The 18,030-nt window shown below is 73.5% G+C and carries 20 protein-coding genes; 17 read left to right on the top strand and 3 right to left on the bottom strand.

Annotated features, from left to right (window positions below):
• Positions 1 to 11 precede the first annotated feature (11 nt).
• Together QQ657_RS01380 and QQ657_RS01375 are read left to right on the top strand one after the other, a co-directional pair.
• The gene (locus tag QQ657_RS01380; RefSeq protein WP_284740153.1) at positions 12 to 635 is read left to right on the top strand and encodes a nitroreductase family protein; all 624 of its coding nucleotides are present in this window, start codon (positions 12 to 14) and stop codon (positions 633 to 635) included.
• 85 nt (positions 636 to 720) lie between these two features.
• A complete protein-coding gene (locus QQ657_RS01375; RefSeq protein WP_284740152.1) occupies positions 721 to 1,839 on the top strand; it encodes an LLM class flavin-dependent oxidoreductase in 1,119 nt (372 codons plus the stop codon).
• Positions 1,840 to 1,845: 6 nt separating this feature from the next.
• Here QQ657_RS01375 and QQ657_RS01370 read toward each other — a convergent pair whose 3' ends face one another.
• The gene (locus QQ657_RS01370) at positions 1,846 to 2,334 is read right to left on the bottom strand and encodes a GNAT family N-acetyltransferase (protein WP_284740151.1); all 489 of its coding nucleotides are present in this window, start codon (positions 2,332 to 2,334) and stop codon (positions 1,846 to 1,848) included.
• Positions 2,327 to 3,154 (bottom strand): LysR family transcriptional regulator, encoded by an 828-nt coding sequence (locus tag QQ657_RS01365; RefSeq protein WP_284740150.1) that lies wholly within the window; start codon positions 3,152 to 3,154, stop codon positions 2,327 to 2,329. The genes QQ657_RS01370 and QQ657_RS01365 overlap by 8 nt, the downstream gene beginning before the upstream one ends.
• A gap of 95 nt (positions 3,155 to 3,249) precedes the next feature.
• Between QQ657_RS01365 and QQ657_RS01360 the strand changes: the two genes are divergently transcribed.
• On the top strand, positions 3,250 to 4,122 hold the full coding sequence (locus QQ657_RS01360) for a TIGR03620 family F420-dependent LLM class oxidoreductase (protein WP_284740149.1): 873 nt from the start codon (positions 3,250 to 3,252) through the stop codon (positions 4,120 to 4,122).
• A 50-nt stretch (positions 4,123 to 4,172) separates the two neighbouring features.
• Here the strand turns inward: QQ657_RS01360 and QQ657_RS01355 are convergent, their stop codons facing one another.
• Entirely contained in the window at positions 4,173 to 5,315 is a 1,143-nt protein-coding gene (locus QQ657_RS01355) for an acyl-CoA dehydrogenase family protein (protein WP_284740148.1), read from the bottom strand.
• A 163-nt stretch (positions 5,316 to 5,478) separates the two neighbouring features.
• Between QQ657_RS01355 and QQ657_RS01350 the strand changes: the two genes are divergently transcribed.
• The 14 genes from QQ657_RS01350 (at position 5,479) to QQ657_RS01285 (ending at position 18,011) form a co-directional block, all read left to right on the top strand.
• Positions 5,479 to 6,588, top strand: coding sequence for an LLM class flavin-dependent oxidoreductase (locus QQ657_RS01350; RefSeq protein ID WP_284740147.1), 1,110 nt, complete (start codon positions 5,479 to 5,481; stop codon positions 6,586 to 6,588).
• A complete protein-coding gene (locus tag QQ657_RS01345; protein ID WP_284740146.1) occupies positions 6,585 to 7,232 on the top strand; it encodes an alpha/beta hydrolase in 648 nt (215 codons plus the stop codon). Before QQ657_RS01350 ends, QQ657_RS01345 begins: the two co-directional genes overlap by 4 nt.
• A gap of 8 nt (positions 7,233 to 7,240) precedes the next feature.
• Positions 7,241 to 7,663 (top strand): RrF2 family transcriptional regulator, encoded by a 423-nt coding sequence (locus QQ657_RS01340; RefSeq protein WP_284740145.1) that lies wholly within the window; start codon positions 7,241 to 7,243, stop codon positions 7,661 to 7,663.
• Between the two features lie 14 nt (positions 7,664 to 7,677).
• Positions 7,678 to 8,106 (top strand): cupin domain-containing protein, encoded by a 429-nt coding sequence (locus QQ657_RS01335; RefSeq protein WP_284740144.1) that lies wholly within the window; start codon positions 7,678 to 7,680, stop codon positions 8,104 to 8,106.
• A gap of 3 nt (positions 8,107 to 8,109) precedes the next feature.
• A complete protein-coding gene (locus QQ657_RS01330) occupies positions 8,110 to 8,808 on the top strand; it encodes a DsbA family oxidoreductase (protein ID WP_284740143.1) in 699 nt (232 codons plus the stop codon).
• Between the two features lie 141 nt (positions 8,809 to 8,949).
• Positions 8,950 to 9,918: an ABC transporter substrate-binding protein gene (locus QQ657_RS01325; protein ID WP_284740142.1), complete on the top strand. Its 969-nt coding sequence runs from the start codon at positions 8,950 to 8,952 to the stop codon at positions 9,916 to 9,918.
• Positions 9,915 to 10,718, top strand: a complete 804-nt coding sequence (locus QQ657_RS01320) for an ABC transporter permease subunit (protein ID WP_284740141.1) — start codon at positions 9,915 to 9,917, stop codon at positions 10,716 to 10,718. The genes QQ657_RS01325 and QQ657_RS01320 overlap by 4 nt, the downstream gene beginning before the upstream one ends.
• 9 nt (positions 10,719 to 10,727) lie before the next feature.
• Positions 10,728 to 11,696 (top strand): ABC transporter substrate-binding protein, encoded by a 969-nt coding sequence (locus QQ657_RS01315; protein WP_284740140.1) that lies wholly within the window; start codon positions 10,728 to 10,730, stop codon positions 11,694 to 11,696.
• Positions 11,693 to 12,391, top strand: coding sequence for an ABC transporter ATP-binding protein (locus QQ657_RS01310; RefSeq protein WP_284740139.1), 699 nt, complete (start codon positions 11,693 to 11,695; stop codon positions 12,389 to 12,391). Before QQ657_RS01315 ends, QQ657_RS01310 begins: the two co-directional genes overlap by 4 nt.
• On the top strand, positions 12,388 to 13,857 hold the full coding sequence (locus QQ657_RS01305) for an FAD-dependent oxidoreductase (RefSeq protein ID WP_284740138.1): 1,470 nt from the start codon (positions 12,388 to 12,390) through the stop codon (positions 13,855 to 13,857). Before QQ657_RS01310 ends, QQ657_RS01305 begins: the two co-directional genes overlap by 4 nt.
• On the top strand, positions 13,854 to 14,207 hold the full coding sequence (locus tag QQ657_RS01300; RefSeq protein WP_284740137.1) for a 4Fe-4S dicluster domain-containing protein: 354 nt from the start codon (positions 13,854 to 13,856) through the stop codon (positions 14,205 to 14,207). The genes QQ657_RS01305 and QQ657_RS01300 overlap by 4 nt, the downstream gene beginning before the upstream one ends.
• Positions 14,204 to 15,262 carry an LLM class flavin-dependent oxidoreductase gene (locus QQ657_RS01295; RefSeq protein WP_284740136.1) on the top strand — a complete coding sequence of 353 codons (1,059 nt, stop codon included), beginning with the start codon at positions 14,204 to 14,206 and terminating at the stop codon, positions 15,260 to 15,262. Before QQ657_RS01300 ends, QQ657_RS01295 begins: the two co-directional genes overlap by 4 nt.
• The gene (locus QQ657_RS01290) at positions 15,259 to 17,490 is read left to right on the top strand and encodes a molybdopterin-dependent oxidoreductase (RefSeq protein WP_284740135.1); all 2,232 of its coding nucleotides are present in this window, start codon (positions 15,259 to 15,261) and stop codon (positions 17,488 to 17,490) included. The genes QQ657_RS01295 and QQ657_RS01290 overlap by 4 nt, the downstream gene beginning before the upstream one ends.
• A complete protein-coding gene (locus tag QQ657_RS01285; RefSeq protein WP_284740134.1) occupies positions 17,487 to 18,011 on the top strand; it encodes a flavin reductase family protein in 525 nt (174 codons plus the stop codon). The genes QQ657_RS01290 and QQ657_RS01285 overlap by 4 nt, the downstream gene beginning before the upstream one ends.
• Positions 18,012 to 18,030 lie beyond the last annotated feature (19 nt).

Below are 18,030 nucleotides of genomic sequence, written 5' to 3'. Positions count from 1 at the left end.
ACGCTGTAAGTATGGATGCCGAAACCGTGCTCACCACCACCCGGTCCGTCCGTCGCAAGCTCGACCTGGACCGCGATGTCCCGCAGGACGTCCTGGACGACTGCCTCCGCATCGCCCAGCAGGCGCCGGCCGCGGGCAGCCTGGCCGCGCAGTTCCGCTGGCTGCTCGTCCGGGACGCCGGGGCCAAGGCCGAGATCGCCGCTTACAGCCGCGCGACCGCCGAAGCGTCCTGGGCGAAGTACGGGCACCTCGTCGAGCGGCGCGCGCTGGAGTCCGCCCAGCACCTCGTCCGCACCCTCGAGCGCGTGCCGGTGCTGGCCATTCCCTGCATGATCGGCCGCCCGCCGGCCGACGCGTTCTCCCAGTCCGCGTACTTCGGCTCCGCCTACCCGGCCATCTGGAGCTTCCAGCTCGCCCTGCGCGCCCGCGGCCTCGGCAGCTCGATCTGCGGCTACCACCTCCAAGACCACGAAGCCGCGGTCGCCGCCGTGCTGGGCATCCCGGCCGAGGTCACCCAGATCAGCCTGCTGGCCGTCGCCTACACCACGCAACGCGACTTCCGGCCGGCCGCGCGCCCGGACTTGGCAAGCGCCGTCTACCTCGATGCCTGGGAGCGCCCGGTTTCCACATCCTGAGCACCCGTGCGGCGACGGCCGCGCTCGGATAGTCGTGGAGTCCTCACCGTGGACGGCTCACCACCGGAACCGACTAGGACCACTCATGCCCGAAGTCCCGCTGTCCGTGCTCGACCTCGTCCCGATCAGCGCCGGTTCCGATGTCGCCGGAGCCGTGCGCAACACCGTCGACCTCGCGCGGCGGGCCGAAGAGTTCGGCTACCACCGCTACTGGTTCGCCGAACACCACCTCAATCCCGGCGTCGCCGGCGCGTCCCCGCCGGTGCTGATCGCGCTCGTGGCGGGTGCGACGACCACGATCCGGCTCGGGTCCGCGGGCGTCCAGCTCGCCCACCGCACGCCCTTGGCCGTGGTCGAGGAGTTCGGGCTCATCGAAGCGCTGCACCCCGGGCGGCTCGACCTGGGACTCGGCCGCAGCGGCAAGCAGCTCGTCCGCGAATACGCCGCGGCGGCGGCGAATCCGGTCGCGCCCACCCAAGCCGCCAACGGCCTCCTGATCCCGCCGAAGCCGGACTTCAGCGGCCTGGCCCGGTCGGCACGGATCGGCGTGACCTTCGGGCTCCTGCAGCAGCCCGGCGCCGAATCACCCGACTACGGCGAGCAGGTCGACGACATCCTCGCCCTGCTCGGCGGCACCTACCGCGCCCCCGACGGGGTGGAAGCACACGCCGTGCCGGGCGAAGGCGCGAGCCCGCAGATCTGGATCCTCGGCAGCAGCGGCGGGCAGAGCGCGTCCGTGGCCGGCCGGAACTCCTTGCGGTTCGCCGCGAACTACCACGTCAGCCCGTCGAGCGTGCTCGAAGCCGTGGACGCCTACCGGCGGGCGTTCCGGCCCTCGGACACGCTCCCCCGGCCCTACGTCGCGGTGTCGGCCGACGTGGTCGTCGCCGAGGACGACGCCAGGGCCCGGGAGCTCGCCTCGGGGTACGGCCTCTGGGTCCGCAGCATCCGCCGCGCCGAGGGCGCGATCCGCTTCCCCACCCCGGAGGAAGCCGCGGCGCACGAGTGGACCGACGAGGACCGCGCCCTGGTCGCCGACCGCGTCGGCACCCAGTTCACCGGCTCCCCGGCCACCGTGGCCGCTCGGCTGCGGCAGCTGCAGGAAGCCACCGGCGCCGATGAGCTCGTCGTCACGACCATCACCCACGCGCACGCGGACCGCGTCCGGTCCTACGAACTGCTCGCCGAGCACTGGCACCGCTGAGCCGGATCACCGCAGCGGAATGCGGTAGCGCCACGTGGCACCGGCGTCTTCGAGCACCCCGCCGCGACGCTCGATCGTCCTCGCCGAAGCGACGTTGCCCGCCGCGCACACCAGCACCACGTGGTCCATGCCGAGGCTGCGGGCTTCGGCCAGCATCCAGCCCAAGGCCCACCCGGCCAGGCCGCGGCCGCGCGCGGAGGGCCGGATGCCGTAGCCGAGGTGCCCGGCCCGCCGGACGGACTCGTGGGTTCCGTGCCGCAGGGCGATCCCGCCGAGCACCGCGCCGTCCTCGGCGATCCACCGGTACGTGCAGCTCGTGTCCCGGCCGAGCCGGGCGACCCAGGACGAAAAACCTTGCGGGGTAAGGACTTCGTCGGCGCCCAGGAGACCGAAGCCGTCCTCGTGCCTGCCCGGCCCCCACTCCGCGTGCGCGTCGAGCCAGGCCGCGCGCAGCCGCGTGGCGGGGGCGACCAGCCGCGGTCCGGTGTCAGTCACCGAACGCGGCCCGGTGGGCCGCCGCACAGGTGTGCGGGAGGTCGTCCGGGACGACGACGCTGCCGGTGATCGTCGTCCGCGGCGCGAGCGGGATCGCCCGCACCCGGGTCGACCGGATCTCCGCGACCTGGTCCGCGGGCAGCACCGTCCAGGCCCGCGGATCCGCGCCGACCTCGACGATCGTGTCCTGGACCGTCCCCGCCGGACGCCCCGGCCGCACTGGGACACCGGCTTCGCGCAGCACGGCCGGGTCGTGGACGCGCAGGTCGCCGTCGGCCAGTTCGGCCACGCTCACGACCTCGCGGCCGGCGGCGGGGTGCCGCGCGGACACGACCGCGAACAGCGGCTCGGTCCAGGCCGGCAGCACCCGCACCCCGGGCGCCGCGGTCACACCCCGGGCGAGTGCCAGGTCGATCTCCCCCTGCCGCAGGGCGTCCAATCGCTCGGCCGGCGGCAGGTCGACGAGCACGAAGCCGAACGCCGGAGACCGCTCCCGCAGCGCGTCGATCCCGCGCTCCAGCCGCGCGGTGGCCCCGGCCGCCGTGCCGATGCGCATGACGCCCGCGGGCCCGGCGGCCGCGCTCCGGACCCGGTCCGCGGCCGCGAGCGCGTCCCGGGCGGCGGCCAGCACCCGGTGCCCGGCCGCGGTCAGCCGGACCCGGCGCGGCGACCGGTCGAACAGCCGCTCCCCCAGCTCGCGCTCCAGCCGCGCGATCTGCCTGCTGACCGCGGGCTGGGCGATGTGCAGCCGCTGCGCGGCGCGGCCGAAGTGCAGCTCGTCGGCGACCGTGACGAAGTACCGCAAGGCCCGTAGTTCCACCGGTGCTCCCCTGGGCTGGGACGATGCCTCCAGGTTATCGCTGCGCGTCGCGCCTGGCGCTGGTTCGCGGTCGGCCGCGGTGCTGGAGTCGGGGCATGAACCTCGATCCCGGTCTGCTCGGCGCCCACCTGCGCGAGCACGAAGTGACCCCGGAACGCGCCGCCGAAGTCGAGCGGGCCGGCTACGGCACGCTCTGGCTGGACGCCTCGCCGCCCGCCGACCTCGCCTTCGCCGAGGCGCTGCTCGACGCCACCACGCGGCTGGTCATCGGCACGAGCGTGGTGAACGCGTGGACCGCCGACGCGGAGACGGTCGCCGCGTCCTACCACCGGATCGTCGCGAAGCACCCCGGCCGCTTCCTGCTGGGCGTCGGGATCGGGCACCGCGAAGTCCACGCCGAGTACGCCTCGCCGTACGCCACGCTGGTGTCCTACTTGGACAGTCTCGCGCACGCGGGCGTGCCGGCGGACCGGATCGTGGTGGCCGCGCTCGGGCCGAGGATGCTGCGACTGGCCCGCGACCGCACCGCCGGGACGGTCCCGTGCCTGGTCACGCCGGAGCACACCCGCCGGGCGCGCTCGGTCCTCGGTGCGGGCAAACTGGTGCTGCCGGGGCATTTCGCCCTGATCGAGCCGGACGCGGCCCGGGCTCGCGCGATCGCCCGGTCGGCGCCGCCCGGAACAGCGCTGGGCGTCGCCAACTACGCGACCAACCTCCGGCGCCTGGGCTTCACCGAGGACGACCTCGCGGGCGCGGGCAGCGACCGCCTCATCGACGCGCTCGTGGCACACGGCGATCCGGCGACCGTCGCGAAGCGGCTGCTGGCTCACCGGGCAGCGGGCGCGGACCAGGTCGGCATCTACCCCCTCGGCGACGACCCGATCGCGCCGCTGCGCACGGTCGCCGACGGGGGGTTCTCGCAGCAGGGGCTGCCGGTTGCCCGGCTCCCTGGGGTGCTGGTCCGGTAAGCGGCGGGGGTGGCGGGCGACGTCGCGAGCCACCCAAGGAAGTGACCGGCTCACGCCAAGATCGACCGCCCCAGTCCGGTCAGCACCGCGTCGTCCTGGGGAGTGTGGACCCGGCTGCACAGCACGTCGCGGTAGTGGCGCTGCAACGGGTTTCCGTGCGTCAGCCCCGGGTTGCCGGCCAGTGCGACCGCCTGCTCGACCGCCTCGATGAGCAGCCGGGTCGCGAGCACCTTGGCCACACCCGCGTGCGCCGCCGCACCGGGGTCACCCTCGTCGACCCGGCGGGCCAGTCCGAACAAAACCTCCTGCGCGCCGGTGATCCGCGCGGCGATCTCGCCCACGCCGGTCTGGAACCGCGGCAGCGTGGACAACGGCTTGCCCAGTCCGCTCGGGACACGCTCGCGCAAGAACCCGGTGAGCCAGTCCAGCGCGTTGCGCGCCACGCCGAGGTACAACGCGGGCAGTGCCAACGGGAACGTCAGCACCGGCGGCCGCTGGGTGTCCGGTGTGGACAGTCCGATGGTGGCACCTTCGGCCACCGGCACGTCGGTGAACACCACGTCGTGGCTCGCACTCGCGCGCAGCCCGAGGTGGTCCCACGTCGGCTCGATCGCGATGCCCGGCGCGTCGGCCCGCACCAGGAACCCGCCGACGCGCGGCTCCGGCTCGTCGGTCCGGGCCCAGACCACCAGCCACCGCAGGCCCACCGAACCGGTCGAGTAGATCTTGCGGCCGGACAGCCGCCAGCCGTCCGCGGTCCGGCGCGCGACCGTCGCCGGCAGGCCGCCGCGGGTCGGTGACCCCAGCTCCGGTTCGACGCGCAAGGCGTTGATCAGCACCGGTCTCACCGCGGACTCGGCGAGCACCTCCCGGTAGACGTCGTCCGGCCAGGTCGGGTCGAGACCCTGCCCCGCGTGGACGAACAGCGTCATCGCGGTCACCAGCGCGACCGACGGATCACCGCGGCCGAGCTCGGCGAGCAGCCGCGCGGTGTCGAGCACTCCGGCGCCGGGACCGCCGTAGCGCGGGTGCACGGTCGTCGTCAGCAACCCGGCCGCGTGCACGAGCGCGACGCCCTCGTGCGGGAACGTCGCCTCGCGGTCGTGTTCGCCCGCGCGCGACGCCAGCCCGGCCACGATCGACGGCAACGCGGCGAGATCGGGCGGCGGCACGGTGGCGACGGTCGTGGTCACGAAAGTCCTCCGGAAAGGTCGGCGAGCGGGAGACGATAAGCCGCCCCGACCGCCCGCGGCCAGCGGCGTCCACCAAATGGACACCTGGAGATGCCCAATTGACAGGGCGACCGCGGATGCCGTTCCCTACCGTTGCGTTTGTCTTGCGGCGAAAGGAAAGCAGATGCCCGTCGAGTTCGTCGGCATGATCGGCACCCAGGACGCGAGCGAGACCCGGCCGGCCAGAGGACCGGTCATCGACCCCGCCTACGTCCGCCGGTTCGCCCGGGCGCACGAGGACGGCGGCTTCGACCGCGTGCTCATCGGCTACGGCGCGGGCTGGCCGGAGGGCCAGCAGGTCGCCGCCTACGCGGCCGCCCACACCGAGCGCCTCGGCGTGCTGGTCGCGCACCGCCCCGGCTTCGTCGCGCCGACGCTGGCGGCGCGCGCGTTCGCCACCCTCGACCACTTCAGCGGCGGGCGCGTCGCGGTGCACACCATCACCGGCGGCAGCGACGTCGAGCAGGCCCGCGACGGCGACTACCTGACCAAGGACGAGCGCTACGAGCGCACCGACGAGTACCTGGAGATCCTCAAGCGCGCCTGGACGTCCGGGTCGGTGTTCTCCCACCACGGCAAGCACTACCGGCTCGACGAGTTCACCCCGCAGGTGCGGCCGCTGCAGAACCCGCGGATCCCGCTCTACTTCGGCGGTTCCTCGGAAGCGGCCTACCGCGTCGGCGGCAAGCACGCCGACGTCTTCGCGCTCTGGGGCGAGCCGCTGAAGGAAACGGCGGAGCAGATCGCGTCCGTCCGGGCGGCGGCGAAGGCGGCCGGCCGGCTCACCCCGCCCGGGATCAGCGTGTCCTTCCGGCCCATCCTCGCCCCGACCGAAGAGCTGGCCTGGGAACGCGCGGAGCGGATCCTCGACAAGATCACCGCGACCGGCGCGGCGAAGGCGGCGCGCGAGTGGCGCGACGGCGGCCCGCCCGGCAACGTCGGCAGCGTCCGACTGCTGGCCGCGGCGGCGAAGGCCGACCGCCACGACCGTGCACTGTGGACTCCCCTGGCCACCGCGACCGGCGCCGCCGGCAACTCGACCGCGCTGGTCGGCACGCCCGAAACCGTCGCCGAGGCGCTGCTGGATTACGTCGGCATCGGCGTCACCACCCTGCTGATCCGCGGCTACGACCCACTCGACGACGCCATCGACTACGGCAGGCACCTGCTGCCGCTGGTGCGGTCCGAGCTGGCCCGCCGCGAGCGCCGGCCCGCCACGGCGGCCGCCGTATGACCCTCGCCCCGCCCGGCCCGGCCCGCTGGGCCCCGGCCGAAGGAATCACCGTCCGCGGCACGGTCGTCCTGCTGCCCGGCCGCGGCGAGCACCCGGCGCTGTACCACCGGCTCGGCACGCGGCTGGCCTTCGACGGGTACCGGGTGACGACTTCCGAAGCGGACCTCGGCGGAGACCCGGTGGTGCTGCTCGGGCACGACACCGGCGGGCTCCGGGCCCTCGAGCTGGCCACCGAGACCCCGGTCGCCGGGGTGGCGGTGACCGGCCTGCCCCTCGAACCGACCGCGCCGGTGGACGGCTGGCCCGGCGAGCTCGACGCCCGGACCGCCTGTCCCGTGCACCGCGCCCTCCTCGCCGGCGACCGCGAGTTCCGGCGGGACGCGCTGCGCGATCCCGTCCCGGGCACGATCGCCCGCCCGGCCGCCCCGGTCCTCGTGCTCCACGGCGAAGCCGACCGCGTCGCGTCCCCTGAAGCCGCGCGCGCTTTCGCGACCACGCTCCCCCGGGCCCGGTTCGTGCTCGTCGCCGGCGGCCACCACGACGTGCTCAACGACCTGGACCACCGCAGCGTCGCCGCCGAGCTCGTCCAGTTCCTGGAATGGCTGCGCGCCGGGACGAGCGCCCCGGCGCTGGTCCGGGGATGATGGCGGGCATGCGCATCTCGGCCAGAGCGGACTACGCGATCAGGGTGCTGCTCGAGCTCGCCGCGGACACCACGCGGCCGATCACGTGCGAAGCCGTCGCGTCCACCCAGGACATCCCCGCGCGGTTCATCAAGGCGGTCATCCGCGACCTGCGCCAGGCCGGGCTGGTCCGCAGCCAGCGCGGCTGCGAGGGCGGCTACTGGCTGGCCAGGGCGGCCGGCGAGATCACCGTGCGGGACGCCGTCGTGGCGGTCGACGGCGAGTTCCTCTCCGTCCGCGGCGAGGCCCGGCCCGCCCTGGCCTACCACGGCACCGCCGCCGGCCTGACCCCGTTCTGGTCGGACGTCGAGGCCGGGCTCGACGCGATCCTGCGCGCGACGACGATCGCCGGCCTGCTCACCCACGCGGCCCCCGCCCGGGTCGCCACCTGAGGAGAAGGAATCCCATGACCGACCTGTGGCACCAGCCGCTGCGGCACATCCGCGGCGCGGACCTGACCGGCGACACCAACCAGACCACCGGGATGACGCGCCTGGAGGCCATCTCCGGCAAGACCGTCGGCTCGTCGAAGGTGTGGATGGGCGAGACGCACGTCGCGCCGGTCACCAACTCCGGCGACCACCACCACGGCGAGGCCGAGACGGCGATCTACGTCAAGTCCGGCCACCCGGTGTTCGTCTTCGCCGACGGCGAGGAGGAGATCCGCATCGAAACCGGTCCCGGCGACTACATCTTCGTGCCGCCGTACGTCCCGCACCGCGAGGAGAACCCGACCGACGAAGAGGCGGTGGTCATCATCGCCCGCAGCAGCCAGGAGGGCGTCGTGGTCAACCTGCCGAGCCTGTGGTCGCCGGTCGACGTGCCCGAGGACTGACCCGTGGCGCCGGCGCTCGAAGTCGTCGAGTACACCGATCCCGCCTGCCCGTGGGCCTGGGGTTCGGAGCCGAAGTTCCGCCTGCTGCGCGCGGAGCTCGCCGGCGTCCGGTGGCGCCGGGTCTTCGGCATCCTCTTCGACGACGACGAGGACCCCGCGCCGGACCCGGCCGCGGAAGCCGCCTGGTACGCGAAGTTCATCGACGGCGTCACCGAGCACACCGGCGCCCCGAAACCGCCACGCCTGTGCTGGGTCGCGAAGACGAGCTGGCCGGCCTCGCTGGCCGCGAAAGCCGCCGAAGCGCAAGGGGAAACGGTCGCCGAGCTCGTCCTGAGCCGGCTGCGCGAGACGACGTTCGTGCACGGCACCCCGGCCGACGACACCGATCGCGTGCTCGCGGCCGTCGAGGACGTCCCCGGCCTCGACGTCGAGGCGTTGCACGCGGCCATGCTGAGTGACGAAGTCCGCCAGGCCGTCCGCGCCGACTGGCGCGAGACCCGCTCCCCGTGCCCGGAAGTCCTCGACATCACCGCGCCCGGACCGCACAGCGGCCGCGCGAAGCACCTGGAGCACCACGTCCGCTACGCCCTGCCGACGCTGACCTTCACCGGTCCCGGCGGCCGGTTCGTCGTGCCCGGCTGGCGTCCGCTGCGGGAATACCTCGACGCGGTGCGCGCCGCGGCCGGCGACCGTCCACTGTAGAGCCTTCCCGGCTCGTGGGAACCACGGCGCGAGCATTGACTCTCCCCCGGCCCCGGGGAAAATAGACACATGCCGGTGACTGATTAGCCCGGCCCCCGACACCGAATCTCCGCGGCCGACACCGCATTGGGGAGTTCCCGCATGCCCTCGAAACCCCGGCTCGCCCTGCTCGTGGCCGCGTTGCTCGGCCTCACCACGCTGACGGCGTGCGGATCGTCCACTTCGGACGCTTCCGGCGAGGTCGTGCTGCGCGTCGGCGACCAGACCGGTGCCACGCAGTCCCGGCTGAAGGCGGCCGGGCTGCTCGACAACCTGCCCTACAAGATCGAGTGGTCGCAGTTCGCCGCCGCGGTCAACCTGCACGAGGCCTTGCGCGCGGACGCCATCGACATCGGCGGCGCCAACGACTCCCCCACGGTGACCGCGATCGCCGGCGGCTCCAAGATCAAGGTCGCCGCGGCCTGGAGCAACGGCGGCAAGGGCACTTACCTGCTGGTGCCGAAGGACAGTCCCGCCCGCACGGTCGCCGACCTCAAGGGCAAGCGCATCTCCCCGACGACCCGCGGCAGCGTCGCGCACTACCTCGTGATCGGCGCACTGAAACAAGCCGGTCTCTCGGACAAGGACGTCACGCTCAACTTCCTCGCCCCGTCCGAAGCGAACGGCGCGTTCTCGACCGGCAACATCGACGCCTGGGCCACCTGGAGCGTCTACGCCGCCCGGGCCCGCGGCGAGCTCGGCGCCCGCGTCCTGTCCGACGGCGCGGGCATCAACTCCGGCCTCAACGTGCTGTCGGCCACCGACAAAGCCTTGGGAGATCCCCGCAAGCGCACGGCCATCCAGGACTTCGCGAGCCGCGTCGACAAGAGCTACGCCTGGTCGAAGGACAACCCCGGCGCGTTCGACAAGTGGTACGCCGGCTTCGCCCACCAGCCCCTGGAGATCGCGACGCAGGTTCGGCCGGACGAGACGACCTACCAGCGGATCCCGGTCGACGCCGCGCTCGCCGCGCAGCTGCAGAAGACCTACGACACCTGGGTGCAGCAAGGCCTGTTCCCGGGCGGCAAGAAGCTGGCCGAGTACATCGACTCCGGACTCGATCCGCGGTGACGCGCGTCCTCGAACGGCCGCCCGCCGGGGTCCGGTTCCCGTACCGGGCCGTGTCGTGGCTGACGCCGGTGGCCCTGCTCGTCTTCTGGGAACTGCTGGCCCGGACCGGGATCCTGCCCCAGCAGGTCCTGCCCGCACCGAGCAGCGTGCTGGCGAAGGCGGGCGACCTGCTGGCCGACGGCGAGCTCGTGGCCAACCTGCTCGCCAGCCTCCGGCGCTCGGCCACCGGGTTCGCGATCGGCGCGAGCCTCGGCCTCGGGGCCGGGCTGCTGGTCGGACTGTCCAAAGTGGCCGAAGCACTGCTGGACCGCAGCATCCAGATGGTGCGCGCGGTGCCGTTCCTGGCCATCCTGCCGCTGGTCATCGTCTGGTTCGGGATCGGCGAGGCCGGGAAGATCTTCCTGATCTCACTCGGCACCGCGGTCCCGCTCTACCTGACCACCGTGCTCGGCATCCGGCAGATCGACCCGAAGCTGCTGGAGATGGCCGACGTCGTCGGCCTCGGCCGGGCCGCGCGGATCCGCTGGGTCGTGCTGCCGGGCGCACTGCCGTCGATCCTCGGCGGGCTGCGGCTCTCGCTCACCGCGGCCTGGCTCGCGCTGGTCATCGCCGAGACGCTCGGCGCCGACGCCGGGCTCGGGTTCATGGCCACCAACGCCCGCGAGTTCCTGCAGACCGACGTGATCGTGCTCGTCGTGCTCATCTACGCCGTGATCGGGGTCCTCTGCGACCTCGTCACCCGCCTGCTCGAGCGCCGGCTGCTGCGCTGGCACCCCACCTACGCCCGCCTGACCGCCTGAGGAACCGCCATGACACTTTCGCGACGCACGTTCCTGACCGCCGCCGGACTCACCGCGCTGGCCGCCCCGCTCGCCGCCTGCGCCACCGGTTCGGCCGGCGGCGCCACCCAGGGCAAGGTGCGCCTGACCTACAGCACCATCTCCGTCCCCAAAGCCCGTGGTGTGCTCGAGAAGACGCTCGCCGGCCAGGGCATCGCGGTCGAGTGGGTCGGGCCGTTCCCCAACCACGCGCCCACGCTGCAGGCGGTCGTCGGCGGCACCGCCGACTTCAGCTTCGGCGGCAGCACCACCCCGGCCGACCAGGCGATCCTGTCGGGCGCCGACCTCGTCTACGTCGCCTGGGCGGCGTCGACCCCGCGGACCACCGCGATCGTCGCCGGCGCGCACACCGGCATCGGGAGAGTCACCGACCTGGTGGGCAAGACCGTCGCGGTCAACAAAGCCGGGCTCGGCGAGTTCCTGCTGGTGGCCGCGCTGGAGAAGTACCACGTGCCGCGCGACTCGGTGAAGATCACCTACCTCAACCCGCCCGAGGCGTCGGCCGCGTTCGGCGCCGGGAAGATCGACGCCTGGGCCATCTGGCAGGGCTTCCGCGAGATCGCCGAGGTCCAGTACGGCGCGAAGCCCATCTTCGTCGACGGCGACGAGCTGGACTTCCAGATCGACTTCACCAGCTTCCTCGTCCGCCGCGACTACGCCGAGCAGAACGCCGACACGATCCGCAAGGTGATCGCGGCGTTCCAGGCCGACTACGAGTGGCAGAACCAGCACTACAAGGAGTCCCTGGACATCGGCAACGCCGTTTCCCACTACCCGCAGGCCGTGCTGGACAAGATGGCCGCGAAGAACGTCCGGACGAAGCTCTCGTTGATCGACGACGACGGGATCGCGCAGCTGCAGCGCGGGGCCGACTGGCTCTCCCAGCGCAAGATCCTCAGCGGCCCGATCACCATCGCCGACCACGCGGTGAAGCTGTGACGACCGCCGTCCGCGTACGCGGGCTCACCAAGAACTTCGGCGACCGGACCGTCCTGAGTGGACTCGACCTCGACATCGCGCCCGGCGAGTTCGTCGCGCTGATCGGTGAAAGCGGCTGCGGCAAGACGACGTTGCTGCGCCTGCTCGCCGGGCTCGACGCCCCCGACGGCGGTGACGTCGACGCCCCGGCCGAGCGGATGGTGGTCTTCCAGGAGCACCGGCTGCTGCCGTGGCGGCGGGTCTGGCAGAACGTCGCCGTCGGCCTCCCCCGCGAGGCTGCCGCACGTGCGCTGGCCGAAGTCGGCTTGGCCGGGCACCTCGACGCCTGGCCGGTCACCTTGTCCGGCGGCGAGGCTCAGCGCGTCGCGCTCGCCCGGGCCCTGGTGCGAGAGCCGCGTCTGCTGCTGCTCGACGAGCCGTTCGCCGCCCTGGACGCGCTCACCCGGATCAAGATGCACGCCCTGGTCCGGCAGCTCGTCGCCGCGCACCGCCCGGCCGTCCTGCTCGTCACCCACGACGTCGACGAGGCCATCCTGCTCGCCGACCGCGTGGTCGCGATGCGGTCCGGGCGGCTCGCCGCCGACCACCGCGTGACCTTCGACGGCGAACGCAGCCGTCGCAACCCCGAGTTCGACGAGCTGCGTCATCGCCTTCTCGCCGAACTCGGCGTCGCCGAACTGGCCGAGACCCGGTGAACGCCGACGTGCTGGTCATCGGGGGCGGCCTCGCGGCGACCTGGACGGCCTTGGCCGCGGCCCAGGCCGGCGGGGACGTCGTGCTCGCCGACAAGGGCTACTGCGGCACCAGCGGCGTCACCGCCACGGCCGGGGTCACGCACTGGTTCGTCCGGCCCGAGGACCACGAGCGCGCGGTGACCGAGCGGCACGCGCACGCCGGCGGGCTCGCCGATCCCGAGCAGGCGCTGCGGGTGCTGCGCACGACCTGGGACCGGCTGCCCACCTTGGACCGCTACTACCCGTTCCCCGTCCACAACGGACAGCCGGACCGGACGAACAACGTGCGCGGGCCGGAGTACCTGCGCGCGATGCGTGGCCTCGTCCACCGCGCCGGGGTCCGGATCCTCGACCACCACCCGGCGCTCGAACTGCTGCTGCGCCCGGACGGTTCGGTGGGGGGCGCGGCCGGGGTCCGGCGGCAGGCGGGCGGGAACTGGCGGGTCCGCGCGGGCGCGGTCGTGCTGGCCACCGGCGGCACGGCGTTCCGCTCGCACCTGCTCGGCTCCCGCGGCAACACCGGCGACGGGCACCTGATGGCCGTCGAAGCCGGCGCGCGGCTGTCCGGCCTGGAGTTCTCGAACTACTACACCCTGGCACCGGCGTACTCGACGATGGCGCGGTCGATGTCGTACCTGTTCGGCACCTTCACCGACGCCGACGGCCACGAGATCGCGCTGCCGTCCGGCCCGGACCGCAACCGCGTCCTCGGCGCGGCCCTGCTGCGCGGCCCGGTGTTCACGACGCTCGACCGCGCGCCGGACTGGGTACGCCGGAAGATGCCCGTGGTCCAGCCGAACTTCCTGCTGCCGTTCACCCGCCGCGGCCTCGACCCGTACACCCAGCCGTTCGAAGTGACGCTGCTCGGCGAGGGCACGATCCGCGGGGTCGGCGGGCTGGCCGTCGCCGCGCCCGACTGCGCGACTGGCGTGCCTGGGCTGTTCGCGGCCGGTGACGTCGCGAGCCGGGTCCCGGTCGTCGGCGCGATCTCCGGCGGCGGGTCGCCGAACTCCGCGTGGGCGGTGTCATCGGGCACCTGGGCCGGCCGGGCCGCGGTCCGGTACGCGCGCGGTGCCCTCGCGGCTCCCCTGCGTCCGGCGGGGCGGGCGGGGATCCGGCCGAGCGGGCGACGGGCCACTGTGGACACCACCGCCGTGGCCGACGTCGTGCGGGAGGAGCTGAACGCCTACGACAAGAACATGTTCCGCGACGAAGCCGGTCTCCGAAGCTCTTTGTCTACATTGGATACTTTGTGGGCAGAGGTCGAAACCGCGCTGACCGGTGAGGGCCGCGACGCCGTGACCGCGCGCGAAACGGCGTCGCTGGTCGCCATGGGCCGCTGGGTCAAGACCGCCGCGATGCGCCGGCGCGAGACCCTCGGCATGCACTGGCGCACCGACGACCCGACCTGGCAGGCCGTCGCATGATCGAACTCGTGCTCGCCGATCGCTGCATCGCCTGCGACAAGTGCGTCCAGGTGTGCCCCAGCGACGTCTTCGACGCTGTTCCCGATGCCGTGCCGGTCATCGCGCGGCAGTCCGACTGCCAGACCTGTTTCCTCTGCGAGCTCTACTGCCCGGTCGACGCGCTGTTCGTCGATCCGGACTGCCGTACGCCCGTCACCGTCGACGAAACCGCCGTGCGGGCCGGTGACTGGCCCGCGCAGTACCGGCGCGACTCCGGCTGGGGCCGGGCGCGCCGCACCCATCCGAACGAAAGCTGGCGGATGAGCGACATCTTCGCCGCCGCCCGCGCCTTGGGACAGGAGACCCCGTGACGCTCGAGTTCATCGGTTACGCCGCCGGCCGCCAGGCCAGCGAGATCATCGCGCCGGAAGGCCCGATCATCCAGCCCGGCTACCTGCGCGAAGTCGCCCGCACGCACGAAGAGGCCGGGTTCGACCGGGTGCTGATCGCCCAGTCGGCGAGCAGCCCGGACGGGTTCGTGCTCGCCGACCAGGTCCTGGCCGCCACCGAGCGGCTCGGCGTGCTGCTCGCCCACCGGCCCGGGTTCGTCGCGCCCACCCAGCTGGCCCGCAAGTTCGCCACGCTCGACGCGTTCCACCCCGGCCGGATCGCACTGCACGTGATCACCGGCGGCGACGACGCCGACCAGGCCCGCGACGGCGACTTCACCGACAAGCCCACCCGCTACCGCCGCACCGACGACTTCCTCTCGGTCGTGCGGCGGACGTGGGACTCGGCCGAGCCGTTCGACCACGAGGGCGAGTTCTACCGGGTCCGCGGCGGCCTCTCCGACGTCCGCCCGGCCGGCGGGATCCCGGTGTACTTCGGCGGCGCGTCCGCCGACGCGATCCGGGTCGGCGGCAAGCACGCCGACGTCTACGCGTTCTGGGGCGAGCCGCTGGCCGGGATCGCCGAGCGCATCGACGAGGTCCGCGCGGCCGCGGCCGGCCGGGACATCGCGTTCAGCGTCAGCCTCCGGCCGATCCCGGCGGCCACCGAAGCCGAGGCGTGGGAGCGGGCGCGCGAGATCCTGCGGCTGACCCAGGACCGCGTCGGCGAGTTCAAGGGCCGCCGCGACTCGAGCGAGGCCGTCGGGTCGCGGCGGCTCCTGGAGGCCGCGGCGACCGGTGAAGTGGTCGACGAACGGCTGTGGACGGCGGTGGCCAAGACGACCGGCGCGGCGGGGAACTCCACCGCGCTGGTCGGCAGCTACGAGCAGGTCGCGGACTCGCTGCTGGACTACGTCCGGCTCGGCGTCGGCACGCTGCTGATCCGCGGGTTCTCGCCGCTGGCCGACGCCCGCGACTACGGCACCCTGATCAAGCTCGTCCGGGAGCGGGCCGACGCGGTTACCGTCGGGGCATGAAGCCGAGCACATCGCACTGGGGCGCCTTTTCCGCCGAGGTCGACGCCGACGGCCGGCTGCGGGTCGAGCCGCACCCGGCCGACCCGGCGCCGTCGCCGCTGCTGGGCAACCTGGCCGCCGCGCTGGACCACCCCACCCGGGTGGCCCGGCCGGCGGTCCGCCGCGGCTGGCTCGAAGACGGCCCCGGCCCGGACGCCCGGCGCGGCCGCGACGAGTTCGTCGAGGTGCCGTGGGACGAGGTGCTCGACCGGCTGGCCGGCGAGCTCGGCCGCGTCCGGGCCGAGCACGGCAACCAGGCGATCTTCGGCGGCTCCTACGGCTGGGCCAGCGCCGGGCGGTTCCACCACGCGCAGAGCCAGCTGCACCGGTTCCTGAACACCATCGGCGGCTTCACGTCGTCACGGAACTCCTACAGCAACGGGACGTCGTCGGTGCTGCTGCCGCACGTCGTCGGCGACCCGCACGCGGTGCTGCGGCAGGCGTCGACCTGGCCGACGATCGCCGCGCACACCGAGCTGATCGTCGCGTTCGGCGGCGTGCCGGAGAAGAACGTCTTCGTCACGCCCGGCGGGGTCACGGTCCACGGGACTCCCGGGCACCTCGCGCGCTTCGGCGGCCGGGTCGCGCTCGTCAGCCCGCTGCGCGACGACCTCCCGTCCACAGTGGACGCTCGGTGGTACCCGATCCGGCCGGCGACCGACACCGCGCTGATGCTGGCGCTGGCTCACACGCTCGTCGTCGAGGGCTTGCACGACCGGGCGTTCCTCGAGCGCTACTGCACCGGCTACCCGGAGTTCGAGCATTACCTGCTCGACGACCCGAAGGACGCCGCGTGGGCCGCCGGCCTCACCGGCATCCCGGCCGCCGACATCGTCGCACTGGCCCGCGAGATGGCGGCGAAACGGACGCTGATCACCGTCACGTGGTCGTTGCAGCGCACCGAACACGGGGAGCAGCCGGTGTGGGCGGGCATCGCGCTGGCCGCGATGCTGGGGCAGATCGGCCTGCCGGGCGGCGGGTTCGGCCACGGCTACGGCTCGATGGGCGACGTCGGCGACACCGGCCCCGAGCTGCGGATCCCGTCCCTGTCCCAAGGCGTGAACCCGGTCGGCGAGTTCATCCCCGTCGCGCGGATCGCCGATCTGCTGCTGCACCCCGGCGAGACCTACGACTACAACGGCGAAGTCCGCCGCTACCCGGACATCCGGCTCGTGTACTGGGCGGGCGGCAACCCGTTCCACCACCACCAGGACCTCAACCGCCTGCGCCGCGCGTTCACCCGGCCGGACACGGTGGTCGTCCACGAGCCGCACTGGACGGCGACCGCCCGCCACGCCGACATCGTGCTGCCCGCCACGACCGCGCTGGAGCGCGAGGACATCGGCTCCGGCCGCCGCGACACGCACGTGATCGCCATGCACCGGATCGCCCCGCCCGCGGGCGAAGCACGGGACGACTACGCGATCTTCGCCGGGTTGTCGGCGCGTCTCGGCGTTGCCGGGGAATTCACGGAAGGCCGGACGGCCCGGCAGTGGCTGGAACACCTCTACGGCGGCTGGCGGGACACGCCTTCGTTCGCCGAGTTCTGGGCCGCCGGGGAGCTGCGGCTCCCGCCCGGCCGCGAACACCACACGCTGTTCGCGGACTTCCGCGCCGACCCGGTCGCCCATCCCCTGCGCACGCCGAGCGGCCGCATCGAGCTCACGTCGGCGACCGTCGCGGGGTTCGGGTACGCCGACTGCCCCGGCCACCCGGTCTGGCTGCCGCCGAGCGAGTCCGGGCCGCTGTGGCTGATCGCGAACCAGCCGCACACCCGCCTGCACAGCCAGCTCGACGCCGGCGACACGAGCCGCGCGGGCAAGGTGGCGGGCCGCGAGCGGATCCGGCTCAACCCGGCCGACGCGGCGGCCCGGGGCATCGCGACCGGCGACGTCGTCCGGGTGTTCAACACGCGCGGCGCGTGCCTGGCGGGCGCGGTCCTCGACGACGCGCTCCGGCCCGGCGTGGTCCAGCTCCCGACGGGCGCGTGGTTCGACCCGGTCGACGACCACCCGTCGGGCCCGCTGTGCGCGCACGGCAACCCGAACGTCCTGACCGCCGACGTGCCGTCGTCGCGGCTGTCGCAGGGCTGCGCGGGCCAGCACGCGGCCGTCGACGTCGAGCGCTTCGAGGGCCCGGTCCCGGAAGTGCGAGTCCTGCGTCCACCGATCGTGAAAGGACATCGATGACCGCCTTGCAGCCCGTGACGTCCGAAAGCCGGTTGCGCGAAGCGTTCGGGTGCTTCCCGTCCGGCGTCACCGCCGTGTGCGCCCTCATCGACGGCCGCCCTCACGGGATGGCCGCGAGTTCGTTCACGTCGGTCTCGCTGTCCCCGCCGCTGGTGTCGATCTGCATCCAGCGCACCTCCTCGACCTGGCCCCGGCTGCGCGACCGGCGCCGCCTCGGGCTGAGCGTCCTGGCCGAGGGCCAGGACGAGGCGTGCCTGAAGCTGTCGGCCCGCCACGGTGACCGGTTCCGGGACATCTCCTGGCAGACCGGCCCGGACAGCAGCGTGTTCATCACGGGCTCGAGCGCGTGGCTCGAGTGCTCACTGGAAGAGGAAGTCCCCGCCGGCGACCACCTGATCGCGTTGCTGCGCATCCACGGCCCTGCACACGGCGGAGAACCCGCCCCTGGTGTTCCACGGCAGCCGCTTCCGCCGGCTCGCCGCCGTCTGAGCCCGCCGGTGGGGCACCGCGAACCCCCCTGATCCCCCGGTGCCCCATCGG

It is taken from the genome of Amycolatopsis ponsaeliensis (assembly GCF_030182635.1).
Taxonomy (GTDB): Bacteria; Actinomycetota; Actinomycetes; order Mycobacteriales; family Pseudonocardiaceae; genus Amycolatopsis; species Amycolatopsis ponsaeliensis.
This window is presented reverse-complemented; position numbering and strand designations above follow the sequence as displayed.